The 15712-nt window shown below is 74.0% G+C and carries 12 protein-coding genes; 9 read left to right on the top strand and 3 right to left on the bottom strand.

Features of this window, described 5'->3' with window-relative positions; translation table 11 throughout:
- The first annotated feature begins 9 nt into the window (after positions 1–9).
- From AC3EUJ_RS18660 to AC3EUJ_RS18635, 6 genes are all read left to right on the top strand, one after another.
- On the top strand, positions 10–510 hold the full coding sequence (locus AC3EUJ_RS18660) for a methylated-DNA--[protein]-cysteine S-methyltransferase (RefSeq protein WP_431962685.1): 501 nt from the start codon (positions 10–12) through the stop codon (positions 508–510).
- A 14-nt stretch (positions 511–524) separates the two neighbouring features.
- Positions 525–2054, top strand: a complete 1530-nt coding sequence (locus tag AC3EUJ_RS18655; protein ID WP_431962683.1) for a helix-turn-helix domain-containing protein — start codon at positions 525–527, stop codon at positions 2052–2054.
- A 321-nt stretch (positions 2055–2375) separates the two neighbouring features.
- Entirely contained in the window at positions 2376–3200 is an 825-nt protein-coding gene (locus tag AC3EUJ_RS18650) for a hypothetical protein (RefSeq protein ID WP_431962681.1), read from the top strand.
- 50 nt (positions 3201–3250) lie between these two features.
- Complete coding sequence (locus AC3EUJ_RS18645) at positions 3251–5095, top strand: HSP90 family protein (RefSeq protein ID WP_431962679.1); 1845 nt, start codon at positions 3251–3253, stop codon at positions 5093–5095.
- Complete coding sequence (locus tag AC3EUJ_RS18640) at positions 5095–8007, top strand: hypothetical protein (protein WP_431962678.1); 2913 nt, start codon at positions 5095–5097, stop codon at positions 8005–8007. Before AC3EUJ_RS18645 ends, AC3EUJ_RS18640 begins: the two co-directional genes overlap by 1 nt.
- Positions 8008–8151: 144 nt before the next feature.
- Positions 8152–8505, top strand: coding sequence for a YciI family protein (locus tag AC3EUJ_RS18635; RefSeq protein WP_431962676.1), 354 nt, complete (start codon positions 8152–8154; stop codon positions 8503–8505).
- 226 nt (positions 8506–8731) lie between these two features.
- Here the strand turns inward: AC3EUJ_RS18635 and AC3EUJ_RS18630 are convergent, their stop codons facing one another.
- Together AC3EUJ_RS18630 and AC3EUJ_RS18625 are read right to left on the bottom strand one after the other, a co-directional pair.
- Positions 8732–9130: a RidA family protein gene (locus tag AC3EUJ_RS18630; RefSeq protein ID WP_431962674.1), complete on the bottom strand. Its 399-nt coding sequence runs from the start codon at positions 9128–9130 to the stop codon at positions 8732–8734.
- On the bottom strand, positions 9127–10233 hold the full coding sequence (locus tag AC3EUJ_RS18625; RefSeq protein ID WP_431962672.1) for an acyl-CoA dehydrogenase family protein: 1107 nt from the start codon (positions 10231–10233) through the stop codon (positions 9127–9129). Before AC3EUJ_RS18625 ends, AC3EUJ_RS18630 begins: the two co-directional genes overlap by 4 nt.
- Positions 10234–10328: 95 nt before the next feature.
- Between AC3EUJ_RS18625 and AC3EUJ_RS18620 the strand changes: the two genes are divergently transcribed.
- From AC3EUJ_RS18620 to AC3EUJ_RS18610, 3 genes are all read left to right on the top strand, one after another.
- On the top strand, positions 10329–11933 hold the full coding sequence (locus tag AC3EUJ_RS18620) for an AMP-binding protein (protein ID WP_431962670.1): 1605 nt from the start codon (positions 10329–10331) through the stop codon (positions 11931–11933).
- A gap of 4 nt (positions 11934–11937) precedes the next feature.
- Positions 11938–12762 carry a PaaX family transcriptional regulator gene (locus tag AC3EUJ_RS18615; protein WP_431962668.1) on the top strand — a complete coding sequence of 275 codons (825 nt, stop codon included), beginning with the start codon at positions 11938–11940 and terminating at the stop codon, positions 12760–12762.
- A gap of 82 nt (positions 12763–12844) precedes the next feature.
- Positions 12845–13426, top strand: coding sequence for a Uma2 family endonuclease (locus tag AC3EUJ_RS18610; protein WP_431962666.1), 582 nt, complete (start codon positions 12845–12847; stop codon positions 13424–13426).
- Positions 13427–13444: 18 nt separating this feature from the next.
- On the opposite strand, the gene AC3EUJ_RS18605 is transcribed toward AC3EUJ_RS18610, so the two are convergent.
- Complete coding sequence (locus tag AC3EUJ_RS18605) at positions 13445–15712, bottom strand: bifunctional salicylyl-CoA 5-hydroxylase/oxidoreductase (RefSeq protein WP_431962664.1); 2268 nt, start codon at positions 15710–15712, stop codon at positions 13445–13447.

Raw genomic sequence — 15712 nt, 5'->3', positions numbered from 1 at the left:
GGAACGATCATGTCCCTTCGCACACGCGCGCTGACCGACAGCCCGGTCGGGCCGCTGACCCTGGTCGCGGCCGACGGCGTCCTGTCCGGTCTCTACATGACCGAGCAGCGCCACCGGCCCCCGGAGGAGTCCTTCGGGGCGCGGCGCGACCCGGACGAGTCCCCGTTCGCGCGGGCCGCCGAACAGCTGGGGGCCTGCTTCACGGGCGGGTTGACGGCTTTCGACCTCCCGCTCGACCTGCGCGGCGCCCCCTTCCAGCAGCGCGTCTGGGCGGGTCTGCGGGCCATCCCGTACGGCACGGTCATGACGTACGGTCAGCTGACGGACAAGCTCGGCAGCCCCGGTGCCTCACGCGCCGTCGGGCTCGCAGGCGGGCGGAACCCGGTCGGCATCATCGTGCCCTGTCACCGGGTGGTCGGGGCCTCCGGCGACCTCACCGGATACGGGGGCGGGCTGGAGCGCAAGCGGTACCTCCTGGACCTCGAACTCGGGTTGACATCTCATATGTGAGATAGTCTCTCCCCATGGGAGACGACTACCTCGCACGCATCGGCAAGCTCATCCGTGACGCCCGCCAGCACCGGGGGTGGACCCAGTCGCAGCTGGCGGAGGCGCTCGGGACCAGCCAGAGCGCGGTGAACCGCATTGAACGCGGGAACCAGAACATCAGCCTTGAGATGATCGCCCGCATCGGGGAAGCGCTCGACAGCGAGATCGTCTCCCTCGGCTACGCGGGGCCCATGCACCTGCGCGTCGTCGGTGGCCGCCGGCTCTCCGGCTCCATCGACGTCAAGACCAGCAAGAACGCGTGCGTGGCGCTGCTGTGCGCCACGCTGCTGAACTCCGGGCGGACCACCCTGCGCCGCGTCGCGCGGATCGAGGAGGTCTACCGCATCCTGGAGGTGCTCAGCAGCATCGGCGTGCGGACCCGCTGGATCAACGACGGCAACGACCTGGAGATCGTCCCGCCCGCGCGGCTGGATCTGGACGCCATGGACACCGACGCCGCCCGCCGCACCCGCAGCGTGATCATGTTCCTCGGCCCCCTGATGCACCGCACCGACCGCTTCCGCATCCCGTACGCGGGCGGCTGCGACCTCGGCACCCGTACCGTCCAGCCGCACATGACCGCCCTGCGGCACTTCGGGCTGGACGTGACCGCCACCAGCGGGATGTACCACGCCCGGGTCGCCCCCTCGGTGGCCCCGCGGCGGCCCATCGTGCTGACCGAGCGCGGCGACACCGTGACCGAGAACGCGCTCCTGGCGGCCGCCCGGCACGACGGGGTGACCGTCATCCGCAACGCCAGTTCGAACTACATGGTCCAGGACCTGTGCTTCTTCCTGGAGGAGCTGGGCGTCCGGGTGGACGGCATCGGCACCACCACGCTGACCGTGCACGGCGTCACGGAGATCGACCGGGACGTGGACTACGCGCCCTCCGAGGACCCGGTGGAGGCCATGAGCCTGCTGGCCGCGGCCGTGGTCACCGAGTCCGAGCTGACCATCCGCCGGGTGCCGGTGGAGTTCCTGGAGATCGAGCTGGCGGTCCTGGAGGAGATGGGGCTGGACCACGAGCGCTCGGCCGAGTACCCCGCCGACAACGGCCGCACCCGGCTGATCGACCTCACCGTGCGCCCCTCGAAGCTGCGCTCCCCCATCGACAAGATCCACCCCATGCCCTTCCCGGGCCTCAACATCGACAACGTGCCGTTCTTCGCGGCCATCGCCGCAACCGCCCAGGGTTCGACCCTCATCCACGACTGGGTCTACGACAACCGCGCCATCTACCTCACCGAACTGACCCGGCTCGGCGCCAACGTCAAACTGCTGGACCCGCACCGGGTGCTGGTCGAGGGCCCGACCCGCTGGCGCACCGCCGAGATGATGTGCCCGCCGGCCCTGCGGCCCGCCGTGGTGACCCTGCTGGCGATGCTCGCCGCCGAGGGCACCTCGGTGCTGCGGAACGTCTACGTCATCAACCGCGGCTACGAGGAGCTGGCCGAGCGGCTCAACTCCATCGGGGCGCAGATCGAGACGTTCCGCGACATCTGACCCGTCCCGCCCCTCCTGGCCGGGAAACCGGCTACTCCCCCGCAAGGCGGCCGTGATAATCATGCTCCGGGCCGCGGATCATGGCCCTCGGGGGAGGAACGGCCAGGCCAGGAGGGGGTCTTCATGGTGGCGGTCCGACGTGGTCCCGCAGGCGGGACGGTGGACGGTGGCGCGCGACGCGGCTCGGCGTTCTCACTGAGGCGGTGGGCGCCGCGCCCGTCGCCCCGGCTCGACCCGGCTCGGGGAAACCCCGGGCTCGCGACGCTGCGCGCGTCCGCCGCCGCGGCGGACTGGCCCGCGATACGGGAGCGGCTGTCGGCGGTGACCGACGACCGTGAGCGCAGCTGGCTCGTGGCGAACGTCGTGGACGTCGACGGCTGGGAGCGCTGGATGCCCGGCGTCGTCGCGGCCGAGCCCGGCTCCGGGCTCGCCCAGCTGGTGGCGGGCGCCCGCCAGGTGACCTGGGCCTGGGAGGCCAGGACCGGACTGCGCGCCCAGCACGTCTCGCGTGAGCAGTTCCAGGTGTTCCACGAACGCCTGGAGGTGGCCGAGGACCTGCTGTACCGGGCCGCGGAGCTCGAACCCGGGTGGGCCTGCCCCTGGTACTTCCTGCAGATGAGCGGACGGGGGCTGCAGGTCGGCCCGGACATCGCCCGGCTGCGCTTCGAGGCCGCCGTACGGCGCTCCCCGCTGCACCTGGGGGCGCACCAGCAGCAGTTGCAGCAGGTGTGCCGCAAGTGGGGCGGCTCGCACGAGGAGATGCACGCCTTCGCCCGGGAGTCCATGCTCGCCGCCCCCGAGGGCAGCGACCTGGGGGTGCTCGTCGCCATCGCGCACCTCGAGCACTGGGGCGACCTCGACCACGGCGACGACACGGCGTACATGCTGCGCCTGCAGGTGGAGAAGGAACTGCACGAGGCCGCGGACCGCTCCTACCGCAACGCGGGGTACCGGGACGCCCTCGACCCGGTCGCGACGCTCAACGTCTTCGCCATGGCCTTCGCGCTGGCCGGCGAGAAGAAGGCGGCCGCCGAGGCCTTCGCCGCCACCGGTGGCCTCGTCACCGAGTTCCCGTGGCAGTACCTCAACGGCAACGACCCGGCCGCGGCCTACCGCGCCCTGCGGTCCCGCTCGGGGCGTCCCTGACCGTCCCGCACCCCGTTCCCCGTCCGCGCACCGCCCGGAAGGCCCCTTCGGTGTCCCAGTCCCCGTCAGCGCACACGTTCCAGGTCGACCTGCGCGGCCTGGTCGACCTGCTCTCCCACCACCTCTACTCCAGCCCCCGCGTCTACCTTCGGGAGCTGCTGCAGAACGCCGTCGACGCGATCAGCGCCCGGCAGGCGGTCCAGCCGGGCGCACCGGCCAGGATCACCGTGCGGACCGGTGACACGCTCAGCGTCACCGACACCGGTGTCGGGCTGAGCGAGGCCGACGTGCACACCTTCCTCGCCACCATCGGGCGCAGCTCCAAGCGCGCCGCCGACGGGGAGATCGAGGCCGCCCGCGGCGACTTCATCGGCCAGTTCGGCATCGGGCTGCTGGCCTGCTTCGTGGTTGCCGACGAGATCACGGTCGTCAGCCGCTCGGCCATCGCCCCCGGCGCCCCCGCCGTCGAATGGCGCGGACGCTCCGACGGCAGCTACACCATCCGCACGCTTCCCGCCGACGCGCTGCCCGAGCCCGGCACGCGCGTGACGCTGACCCCGCGCGCGGACGCCCGCGAGTGGACGGAGCCAGACCGGGTGGCGTCGCTGGCCCGGCACTACGGCAGCCTGCTGCGGCACGAGGTCACCGTGGCCGACCCGCGCGGCGGGACCACCCGGATCAACGAGACCCCGCCGTGGGAGCGCCGCCACGGCTCCCCGCTGGCCCGCGCCGAGGCGCTCTCCGAGCACTGCCGCGCGACGTTCGGCTTCACCCCGCTCGACACCATCGACCTCGACCTGCCCGTCGCCGGGCTGCGCGGCGTGGCCTACGTGCTGCCGACCGCCGTCAACCCGTCGGAGCGGGCCGGGCACCGGGTGCACCTGAAGGGCATGCTGCTCTCGGACCGGGCCGCCGAACTCCTCCCGGAGTGGGCGTTCTTCGTCCGCTGCGTCGTGGACGTCACCAGCCTGCGCCCGACGGCCTCCCGCGAGGCGCTGTACGAGGACGAGACGCTGGCGGCCGTCCGCGACGCCCTCGGCGCCCGCATCCGCGACTGGCTGACCGGGCTCGCCGCCAGCGACCCGGTGCTCCTTCAGCGCTTCATCGACAGTCACCATCTCGCCGTCAAGGCGCTGGCCCGCTACGACGACGCGCTGCTGCGGATGCTGCTGCCATGGCTGCCCTTCGAGACCACGGACGGCAACGTCACGCTGGAGGAGTTCGCCCGCGCCCACCCCACGGTGCTGGTCACCCGCAGCGTCGACGAGTTCCGGCAGGTCGCCCCGATCGCGGCGGCGGCCGGCCTCGGCGTCGTCAACGGCGGCTACACCTACGACCGGGACCTGGTGCACCGGCTGCCGGAGATCCGTCCCGGCACCACGGTCACCGACCTGGACCCGGCCACCGTCACCGCGCACCTCGACCCCGTCGACTCGGCCGCCGAACTCGCCGCCGGCTCCTTCCTCGCGGTCGCCCGCGAGGTCGTCGGCCAGTACGACTGCGACGTGGTGCTGCGCGCCTTCCAGCCGGTCACCGCACCCGCGCTGCTCCTGGACAACCGCGAGGCACGCCACGAGCGCACCCGGGCGGGCCTCGCGGAGAGCAGCGACGGGCTGTGGGCGGACATCCTCGGCTCGCTGCGCACGCAGGCGCCGCGGGCCCAGCTCGTCCTCAACCACCTCAACCCGCTGGTGCGCCGGGCCGCCACCGTCACCGAGCGCGGGCTGGCCCTCACCACGGCCGAGGCCCTGTACGGGCAGGCGCTGCTGCTCACCCGGCGGCCGCTGAAGTCCTCGGAGAGCGCGCTGCTCAACCGGGCCTTCATCGGCCTGCTCACCCACGCCATGCACGACCAGGACACCCCCGGGTCCGGGCCGGACGCCAAGGAGCACTGATGCTGGACACCCCCGAGGCCGTGTTCGAGGCGCTCCGCGAGAACAACGAGCGCCCCTACGGAACGCCCCGCGCCGTGATCGCCGAGGAACTGGCCGAGGCGGCCGAGCAGTTCGAGGAGAAGGACGTCCTGGTGACGGCACTGCTCGAACTCATGTCGGCGTACGAGTACGCCGCCGAGCACCGCAAGTCGCCGGTCGTCTTCGCCCGGATCCTGAAGCTGTGGGAGGAGGTGCCGGACTCCTTCAGCGAGTGGGAGGCCCGCCAGGTGCTGTGGCGCCACAAGTGGGTGACGACCTCCCTGCTCCAGGTGCCGGACGTCCCGCTGGCGACGGTCCACGCCTGGGTCGGCCAGATGGGCGAGCGCTACCGCGCGGCCGGTGAGGGACTGCAGCCGGTGGCGGCCATGCGGCACCGGATCGCCGCCCACACCGGCGCGGACCGCGGGACGGCCTGGGACCTGTGGGTCACCCGGCGCCGGGAACAGCTCAGCGACTGCCTGGCCTGCGAGACCCGGCACCAGGGGCTGCACCATCTCGCGGCGGGCGACGACGAGCGGGCCCTGCGGACCTGGGAGCCGGTCCTGAGCGGCCTCCAGAGTTGCGAGGAGGAGCCCTGGGTCACCCAGGCCCACGCCCTGCTGCCGTTGCTGCGCCTCGGCCGCACCGACGAGGCCCGCTCCCACCACCTGACCGGTTACCGGCACGTCCGGGGGCGCGTCGGCATGGCCGAGGAGACCGGACTGCACGTGGAGTTCTGCGCGCTGTCCGGCAACGAGGGCCGGGCGCTGGAGATCCTCGCCGAGAACCGCGCCCTGTTCGACACCACGGGCGCGCCGCTGTCGCTGCTCGGTTTCCTAACCGGCGTCCAGGTCCTCACCCGGCGCCTGGTCGACGAAGGGTACGACACGACCCCCGTCGCCGGACCACTGGGGCGCGCCTGGACGGCGAAGGAGCTGCTGGACCACGTGCGCGAGGAGGGCGACGCCCTGGCGGCGGCGTTCGACCGGCGCAACGGCACCGGCGCGGTCGGCGAGCGCCGCCGGGCCCGGCTCGAGCGGCGCCCGCCGCTCGCCGAGCCGTTGCGGCTCGGTCTGCGTACCGCGGCCGTGCCCGCCCCGGCGGCCGGACCCGTGGTGGCGGGACCGCCCGTGGCCGCGCCCGCGCGGGAGGTGCCCGAGGACTTCGTCGAACTGGTGGAGAAGGCCCGCGAGATGGGGGACGCGGGCCGACCCGGCGACGAGGAGCTGTGGCGCCGCGTCGCCGAGCGCGCCGGGGCCGAGGGCCATGTCCACGACCCCCGGCTGGGCCCGGAGGAGCGGCTGCGGGGCGAACTGGCCGAGCACCGCGCCTTCACGGCCATGGAGGACGAGGACCGGGCCGCGGCCAGGGCCGCGCTGGCCGAGGCACGGGAGCTGTTCGCCCTGGCCGGCATGCCCGAGCGCGTGCTGACCTCCCGAGCCCGGCTGGCCTCGGTGGGCGTGGAGCCCGGCCCGGAGGCCGCCGAGGGCCGGGCGGAGCTGGACGCGGTGCTGACCGAGGCCCGCGCCCTGCTGGACGAGGGCTCCGCCGGGGTCGTGCGCGCCTACTTCGTCGTACTGCAGTGCCGTGCCTTCCTGGCACACACCGAGGCGGCGGCCGCGCTGCCCGACGTCCCCACGGAGCTGCGCGAGCGCTTCGACGCCGCCGTGGCCGAGGCCGTCGCCGAGTCGGAGCGGCTCGGCGCCCCTGAGCGCATGGTCAACACCCGTGTGTACGCGGCGGATCTCGCGGCGCGCTCGGGGGACCTGGACCGGGCCGAGCAGGAGTTGCGGAGTGTGCTGCGGATCGTGGAGGCGGCGGGGACGCCCTGGCGGGCCACGCGCCCGCGGGGGTTGCTCGGCCAGGTGCTGCTGCAGCAGCACCGCCCTCAGGAGGCCATGGAGCAGTTCCACGGCGCGCTCGCCTCGGCCGGCGCCCACGGCGACACGGCGTTCCCGGTGGCGCGCACCCACGCGCTGCTCGGCCACGCCGCCGGCCACGCGGGCGACCTGAGCGCCGCCGTACGTCACCTGTCCGACGCGGCGGCGCGGCTGGATCGCGAGGGCGACGCCCCCGGCGCCGCCGAGCTGCGGGTGGAGCTGGCGGACGTGCTCGCCCGCGCCGACCGCCAGGCGGACGCCGTCGCCGTGCTGGAGTCGCTGGTCCACGACGAGGCCGCGGCCGGCATGGACGAACGCGCCCTCGCCCAGGCCCGGCTGCTGCTGGCACGGGGCCTGCGGGACCTGGAGGAGCACCGCGCGAGCGCCGAGCAGTTCCTGCTGCTGGCCGACGCCGTCGAGCCGTGGGAAGAGCAGTTCACACACACGCTCGTCGCCTCGGAGGCCGCCGTCGCCCTGCTGACGGCCGGCCGCGAGGAGGCGGCGCGCTCCGCGTACGGCCGGGCCGTCGCCTCGCACGCCAAGGGGCCCAACCCGCACGCCGTCGCGGAGATGATGCGGGACTTCGCGGGGTACGTCGTGTCGGCCGAGGGCGCCGGGGGCCTGGACAGGGCCCTGGGCCATCTGCGCGAGGCCGACGAGGTGCTGGCGGCCGTGCCCGCGGACGACGAGGACATCGCCCTCTGGTACGAGACCGGCGCCACGCACTACCAGCGCGGCCGGGCTTACGCCGGCGCCGAGCGCTTCCCCGAGGCGCTCGCCGAGCTGGAGCGGGCCATCGCCGCCCACGAGGAGGGCGGGCCCCGGGGCGAGGCGCCGCGCGCCGAAGCCGTCCGGATCGCCGCCCTGGTCGAGGCGAACGGCCTGGACCGGCCGGAAGCGGCGCTGGCGCGGCTCGGTCCCGCGATCAACCGGTGCCGGGCGGCGGGGCTCGACCAGGCGGCCGCGATCCTCTCCCGGGTCAGGGACGAGGTGTCGTCCCGCCGCCGGGGCTGACACCCGTGGTACGAACGTGCCGACCGCCCTCGGCGCCCGTTCCCCGCGGATCCGGGGCACGAGGTGTCGATCCGGGCGGTCGCCCTTCGTGCAGAGGGGTGGAACGCCGGCGAAGGGCCGGCCCGGACCGCGAGGACGACCGACATGAAGCACTACCTGCTCAGCGTGTACCAGCCCGGGGGAACCCCGCCACCGCCCGAGGTCCTCGCCCGGATCATGGCGGACCTCGACGTCCTCAACCAGGACATGAAGGAGGCCGGGGCCTGGGTCTTCGGCGCGGGCCTGAACGCCCCGGACACGGCCACCGTGCTGCGGGCGCAGGGCGACGAGGTGCTCGTCACCGACGGACCGTTCGCGCAGAGCGAGGAGTACCTCGGCGGCTTCACGATCGTGAAGGCGGCCGACCTCGACGCCGCGCTGGAGTGGGGCAGCAGGCTGTCCCGGGTGACCACGCTGCCCATCGAGGTCCGGCCCTTCGCGCACGAGGTCGAGGACTGACGGGCGGCGTGCCGGAGCCGCCGCGAAGCGTCGCGGACATCCTGACGGCTGCCCACCGCCCCGGGCGGCCCTCGCCGCCCACCGCCCCGGCGATCGCGGCCGTCAGACCCGGACGCCGGCCGGGGCCGCTCGTCAGGGGCCGCTCGTCAGGGGCGGCGGGACGGCGGCCACTGCCGACGTGCCGGGCCATGCCCCGCACCCTGGGTACCTCCTGACGCCCGCCCGCTCAGGTGAGCACGGCGAGGCCGTCGAGTTCGACCAAGGCCTCCTCGTCCCACAGGCGGGTGATGCCGATGACCGCCATCGCCGGGTAGTCGCGGCCGGCCAGGGCGCGCCAGATGCGGCCGAGTTCGGGCGCGTGTTCGCGGTAGGCGGCGACGTCGGTGGTGTGGACGGTGAGGCGTGCGAGGTCGGCGGGGGTGCCACCGGCCGCCTGGAGGGCGGTGAGCAGGTTGATCAGCGCGTGCTCGAACTGGGCGGGGAGCGTGTCCCCGACGACCTTGCCCGCGGAGTCCAGCGCGGTCTGACCCGCGAGGAGGACGAGGGTCCGGCCGGTGGCGGTGACGGCGTGGCTGAAGCCGGTCGGCGGGGAGAGCTCCGGCGGGTTGATCCGGTTGAGGGTCATGCGAACAGCTCCTTGGCGATGATCGACCGCTGGACTTCGGTGGCCCCTTCGTAGATACGCGGTGCGCGCACCTCGCGGTAGAGGTGCTCCAGGAGGTGGCCGCGCTCCAGCGCGCGGGCCCCGTGGATCTGGACGGCGGCGTCGACGGCGTACTGGGCGGTCTCGGTGGCGAAGAGCTTGGCCATGGCGGAGCTGCGGGCGGTGCCGGACGAACCGGAGTCGTAGGCCTCGGCGGCGGCGTAGACCAGCAGGCGCGCGGCCTCGGTGCGGGTGGCCATCTCGGCGAGGGTATGGGCGACGGCCTGGAGCTCCTTCAAGGGCGCGCCGAAAGCAGTGCGGGAGGCGGCGTGTGCGGTGGCCGCGTCGAGCGCGGCCTGCGCCATGCCGACGGCGAACGCACCGACGCTGGGCCGGAAGCGGTTGAGGGTGGTCATGGCGACCCGGAAGCCCCGGTCGACCTCGCCTATCACGTCCTGCTCCCCGACCGGTACGGCGTCGAAGCGCAGCCGCCCGATGGGGTGGGGGGAGAGCATGTCGAGGTGTTCGCCAGTGAGCCCCGGGCGGTCGGCCGGGACCGCGAAAGCGGTGACGCCGCGAGCCCCGGCGCCAGGGGTGGTCCGGGCGAAGACGGTGTAGACGTCGGCCTCGGGGGCGTTGGAGATCCAGCACTTCTCGCCGGTGAGCCGCCAGCCGCCCTCCGGCGCGGGTTCCGCGGCCAGTTCGAGGGCGGCGGCGTCGGAGCCGGCGCCGGGCTCGGTGAGCGCGAAGGCCGCGACGGCCTCCCCGGAGACGATCCGCGGGATCCAGCGGGCGGCCAGTTCCGGGGAGTCCAGCAGCGGATGGGCGCCCAGCCCCTGGAGGGCGAGCGCTGTCTCGGCCTCGGTGCACTCGCGGGCCAGGGACTCCCGCAGCAGGCACAGCTCCAGGGCGGTGCCGGGGAAGAGGCGGGACAGCAGGCCGAGTTCGCCGAGGGCGGCGAGCAGGGGCCGGTTGACCCGCCCGGGTTCGCCGGACCCCGCCAGCGGGCGAAGCCGTTCGGCGGCCCAATCACGGACCTGCGCACACCACTTGAGCTGTTCCGGGTCGAGCGCGAACGATGCCACGCGGCACCTCCCGTATCGCGTACCGTTGACTGCCGTCACAAACACGTTACGCTGAATCCGTCCGCAACCAGGGGCCAACGAGGGGCGAACCCGCCATGGACCTGCTGCCGTCAGCACACGTGGACACTTTCCCGCGGGACAACCTCCCGCCGCGTGACCAGTGGCCCGTCCTGACCCAAGACCTCCCCGAGCTGGCCTATCCCGGCCGGCTCAACTGCGGCACCGAGCTCCTCGCCGCCGGCCTGCCCGAGGCGCCCTGCCTGCGGATGCCGGGCGGTGAGGTCTGGTCGTACGCGGACCTGCGCGCCGCCTCCGACCGCATCGCGCACGTGCTGACCGAGGACCTCGGGGTGGTGCCCGGCAACCGCGTGCTGCTGCGTGGTCCCACCACGCCGTGGCTGGTGGCGTGCTGGTTCGCCGTCATGAAGGCGGGCGCGGTGGCAGTGACCGTGCTCGCGGCGCACCGCCCGCACGAACTGGCGACGATCTGCGAGATCGCCGCCGTCCGGCACGCGTTGTGCGACATCCGCGCGCTCGACGACCTCGCCAAGTGCGAGGCGCCGGGACTGCGCATCGCCACGTACGGCGGTGAGGCGCCGGACGACCTGCTGCGGCTCGCGGCCGGCCGGCCGGGCTCCTTCGCCGCCGTGGAGACCTCGTCCGACGACGTCGCGCTGATCGCCTTCACCTCCGGGACGACCGGGCGGCCCAAGGGCTGCATGCACTTCCACCGGGACGTGCTGGCGATCGCCGACACCTTCTCCGCGCACATACTGCGACCCACCGCAGAGGACGTGTTCGCCGGCAGCCCGCCGCTGGGGTTCACCTTCGGGCTGGGCGGCCTGGTCGTCTTCCCGCTGCGCGTGGGGGCGTCGGCGCTGCTGCTGGAGCAGGCCGGTCCCGAGCAGCTCGCCCGCGCGGTCGCGGAGCACGGGGTGACCGTGCTGTTCACCGCGCCCACCGCCTACCGGGCGATACTCGCCTCGCACGGCTCGCGCGACCTGTCCTCGCTGCGGCGCTGCGTGTCCGCGGGCGAGAACCTGCCCGAGGCCACCTGGCACGCCTGGTACGAGTCGACGGGGCTGCGGATCATCAACGGCATAGGGGCCACGGAGCTGCTGCACATCTTCATCTCGGCCGCCGACGGCATGATCCGGCCGGGTACCACGGGCCTGCCGGTGCCGGGCTACCAGGCCAGGGTCGTCGACCCCGCGACGCTGTCCCCCGTCCCGGACGGCGAACCGGGACTGCTCGCGGTGCGCGGCCCGACGGGCTGCCGCTATCTGGCGGACGAGCGGCAGCGGGAGTACGTGCGGGGCGGCTGGAACATCACCGGCGACACGTACGTGCGCGAGCCGGACGGCTACTTCCGCTACGTGGCCCGCGCCGACGACATGATCATCTCGTCCGGGTACAACATCGCGGGCCCCGAGGTCGAGGAGGCGCTGCTGCGCCACCCCGACGTACGGGAGGCCGCGGTCATCGGGGTGCCGGACGACCAGCGCGGCCAGATCGTCCGGGCATTCGTCGTACTGCGGGACGGCCCGCCGCGCGACGAGCACACGGTCGAGGCGCTGCGCGCCTTCACCCGGGAGGAGATCGCCGGCTACAAGTGCCCGCGCGAGATCGTCTTCCTCGACGCCCTGCCCCGCACGCCCACCGGGAAACTGCAGCGCTTCCGGCTGCGCGACCTACAGTGATCGCGTGACCGAGCACACCCCCAGTTCGCTGATCCTGACCTTCTTCGGCGCCTACGGCCGGGCCGACGCCTGGGACGGGCGGATACCCGTCGCCGGGCTGATCCGGCTGATGGGCGCGGTGGACGTGGACCCACAGTCGGTGCGCTCGGCGGTCTCCCGGCTCAAGCGCCGCGGCCTGCTGGAGCCGGACCGCGTCGACGGCGCCGCGGGCTACGCCCTGTCCGAGGACGCCCGCCAGCTGCTCGCCGACGGCGACCGGCGCATCTACGGTCACCCGGCCGGCGGAGCGGGGGACCAGGAGTGGGTGCTCGCGGTCTTCTCCGTCCCGGAGAGCGAGCGCCACAAGCGGCACCTGCTCCGCTCCCGCCTGGCCCGCCTGGGCTTCGGCACCGCCGCGCCGGGCGTGTGGATCGCGCCCGCCCGCCTCCACGAGGAGGCCCTGCACACCCTGCGCCGGCTCGGCCTCGACCGTTACGTGGACCTCTTCACCGGCACCCACCTCGGCTTCGAGCCGACGGCCACGGCCGTGCGCCGCTGGTGGGACCTCGACGCCGTCGCCAAGCGCCACCACGCCTTCCTCGACGCCCACCAGCCGGTCCTGCGCTCCTGGGGCGCCCGGGCGGCGACCCCGCCGCAGGAGGCCTTCGCGGACTACCTGCGCGCCCTCGATTCCTGGCGCCGCCTCCCCTACGCCGACCCGGGCCTGCCGCCCGCCCTCCTCCCTCCCGACTGGCCCGGCGGCCGCGCGGCAGCGGTCTTCGAGGGCCTGCACGCGCGGCTGCACGACGCGGGAGCGGAGTTCGCGCGGTCAGCCGATCGCATGACGTGACCGGCCCCCGCGGTTGATCGTTGGCAGGACGCACGCCCACGCCGCCCGGCGGGGCATAACCTGACCACGTCGGAGCGGAACCATGACGATCGAGGAGGTACGCGAGATGGCACTGCCCGCGACCGAACGCTCGGGCTCCGGCGGCGACGCGGTGCTCGCCGCCTTCCTCGACCTCACGGTCCCCGAGGGGTACCGCGCCGAGCTGATCGAGGGGGAGATCGTCGTGACCCCGCCGCCCGACGGAGACCACGAGGACGCGGTCGGCGAGCTGCTGTGGCAGATCGCCAGGAAGTCCGCCACAGAGCTGTACGGCGTGGGGACGAAGGGGCTGATCACCCCGCTCGGCCGATTCGTCCCCGACGCGTCCGTCGCCCCCCGCGGCTTCTTCCGCGGTCTCGACGCGTGGGCGGACCCGGACGGCGTGGTCATGACCGTCGAAGTGACGTCGATCCGGCCCGACAAGGACCGCGGCCCGAAGCGACGCGGCTACGCTGCTGCCGGCATCCCCTTCTACCTGCTGGTGGACCGCACCGAGGGCACCGTGACCCTGTACAGCGAGCCGGACGCCGAGGACTACCGCCAGGACGTCCGGGTGCTGTTCGGCAAGGAGCTCGAGCTCCCCGAGCCCTTCGCGTTCGCCCTCGACACCTCCCTCTTCGGCTGACCCGGAGCCGGCCGTCCCTCACACGTCCAGCGTCAGCCGGGGCCGGGGGGCGTCCGTGCGGCCCGTGGGCGGGCGGCGGCTGCCCGCCTGGTACGGGAGGGGCCAGGGGGCGCCGGCGCCGGAGTAGCCCTGTTCGGCGGCGGCGTGCAGCGTCCAGTTGGGGTCGTAGAGGTGGGGGCGGGCGAGCGCGCACAGGTCGGCGCGGCCGGCCAGGAGCAGGGAGTTGACGTCGTCCCAGGAGGAGATTGCGCCGACCGCGATGACGGGCACGCCGAGTTCGTTGCGAATCCGGTCGGCGTAGGGGGTCTGGTAGGAGCGGCCGTAGTCGGGGACCTCGTCGGGGACGACCTGGCCGGTGGAGACGTCGATGGCGTCGGCGCCGTGGGCGACGAAGGCCCGGGCGATCTCGACGGCGTCGTCGGCGGTCGTGCCGCCCTCGGCCCAGTCGGTGGCGGAGATGCGGACGGTCATCGGGCGGTCGGCGGGCCAGACCTCGCGGACGGCGTCGAAGACCTCCAGCGGGAAGCGCAGCCGTCCGGCCAGGTCGCGGCCGTAGGCGTCGGTGCGCCGGTTGGTGAGCGGGGAGAGGAAGGACGACAGCAGGTAGCCGTGGGCGCAGTGCAGTTCCAGCAGGTCGAACCCGGCGCGGGCGCCGCGCGCGGCGGAGGCGGCGAACTGCTCGCGGATCGCGGCCAGTCCGGCGGCGTCCAGGGCGTGCGGGACCTGACTGACTTGGGGGTGGTACGGCAGCGGGGAGGGGGCGGCGAGCGGCCAGTTGCCCTCCGGGAGCGGCTGGTCGATGCCCTGCCACATCAGCCGTGTGGAGCCCTTGCGGCCGCTGTGGCCGAGCTGGAGACCGATCGCGGGGCCGGGCCGGGCGTGCACGAAGTCGGTGACCCGGCGCCAGGCCGCCTCGTGCCCGTCGTTCCACAGGCCGGCGCAGCCGGGGGTGATGCGGCCCTCGGGGCTGACACAGACCATCTCGGTCATGACCAGGCCGGCGCCGCCGAGGGCCCGGGCGCCGAGGTGGACGAGGTGGAAGTCGCCAGGGGTGCCGTCGGTGGCGGAGTACATGTCCATCGGCGAGACGACGACCCGGTTGCGCAGGGTCAGCCCGCGCAGGGTGAAGGGGGTGAACATCGGCGGGATGTCCGGCTCGGTGCCGAACTCCCGCTCCACGGAGGCGGTGAAGTCCGCGTCGCGCAGCCGCAGGTTGTCGTGGGTGACGCGGCGACTGCGGGTGAGCAGGTTGAAGGCGAACTGCCGGGGCGGCTGGGCGGTGTACTGCTCCAGGTGCTCGAACCACTCCAGGCTGGCCCGCGCGGCGCGCTGCGTGCTGGCGACCACGGGCTTGCGCTCGGCCTCGTACGCGGCCAGCGCCTCGGGGACGCCGGGCTGCTCGTGCAGGCAGGCGGCGAGGGCGAGGGCGTCCTCCATGGCGAGCTTGGTACCGGAGCCGATGGAGAAGTGCGCGGTGTGGGCGGCGTCGCCGAGGAGGACGATGTTCCTGTGCCGCCAGCGCTCGTTGACCACGGTGGTGAAGGCGATCCACCGGGAGCGGTTGCCGCGCAGGCCGTGGCCGTGCAGGGCGTCGGCGAAGATCTTCTCGCAGCGGGCGATCGACTCGGCCTCGTCCAGCCGGTCCAGTCCGGCGCGCCGCCAGACGTCCTCGTGCATCTCGACGATGAAGGTGCTCTCGTCCGGCCGGAACGGATAGCCGTGGGCCTGCATCACGCCGTGCTCGGTCTCGGCGATCTCGAAGCGGAAGGCGTCCAGGACGCGGTCGGTGGCGAGCCAGATGTAGCGGCAGCGGTGCCCGGTGAGGGTGGGCCGGAAGACGTCGGCGTGGGCACCGCGCGTGGCGCTGCCCGCGCCGTCGGCGGCGATGACGAGGTCGTGGTCGCGGGCCAGCCGCTCGGCGGCAGGGGCGAGTTCGCGGGTGCGGACGGTCACCCCCAGGTCGCGGCAGCGGTCGTGGAGGATCGCCAGCAGCGTGCGCCGGTCCACCGCGGCGAAGCCGTGGCCGCCGGAGGTGACGGCACGGCCGCGGTGGTGCACGTCGATGTCGTCCCAGCGGATGAACTCCCGTTCCAGGGCGCGGAAGACCACCGGGTCGGCGTGCTCGATGCCGCCGAGCGTCTCGTCGGAGAGCACGACGCCGAAGCCGAAGGTGTCCTCGGGCGAGCCGCGCTCCCAGACGGTGATGTCCCGTTCCGGGTGGAGGCGTTTGAGCAGCGCGGCCACGTAGAGCCCGCCGGGGCCGCCGCCGATGATGGCCACCCGCAC

It is taken from the genome of Actinacidiphila sp. bgisy160 (assembly GCF_057707815.1).
The sequence above is the reverse complement of the archived record's forward strand: the minus strand, read 5'-3'. Positions and strand labels throughout refer to the sequence as shown.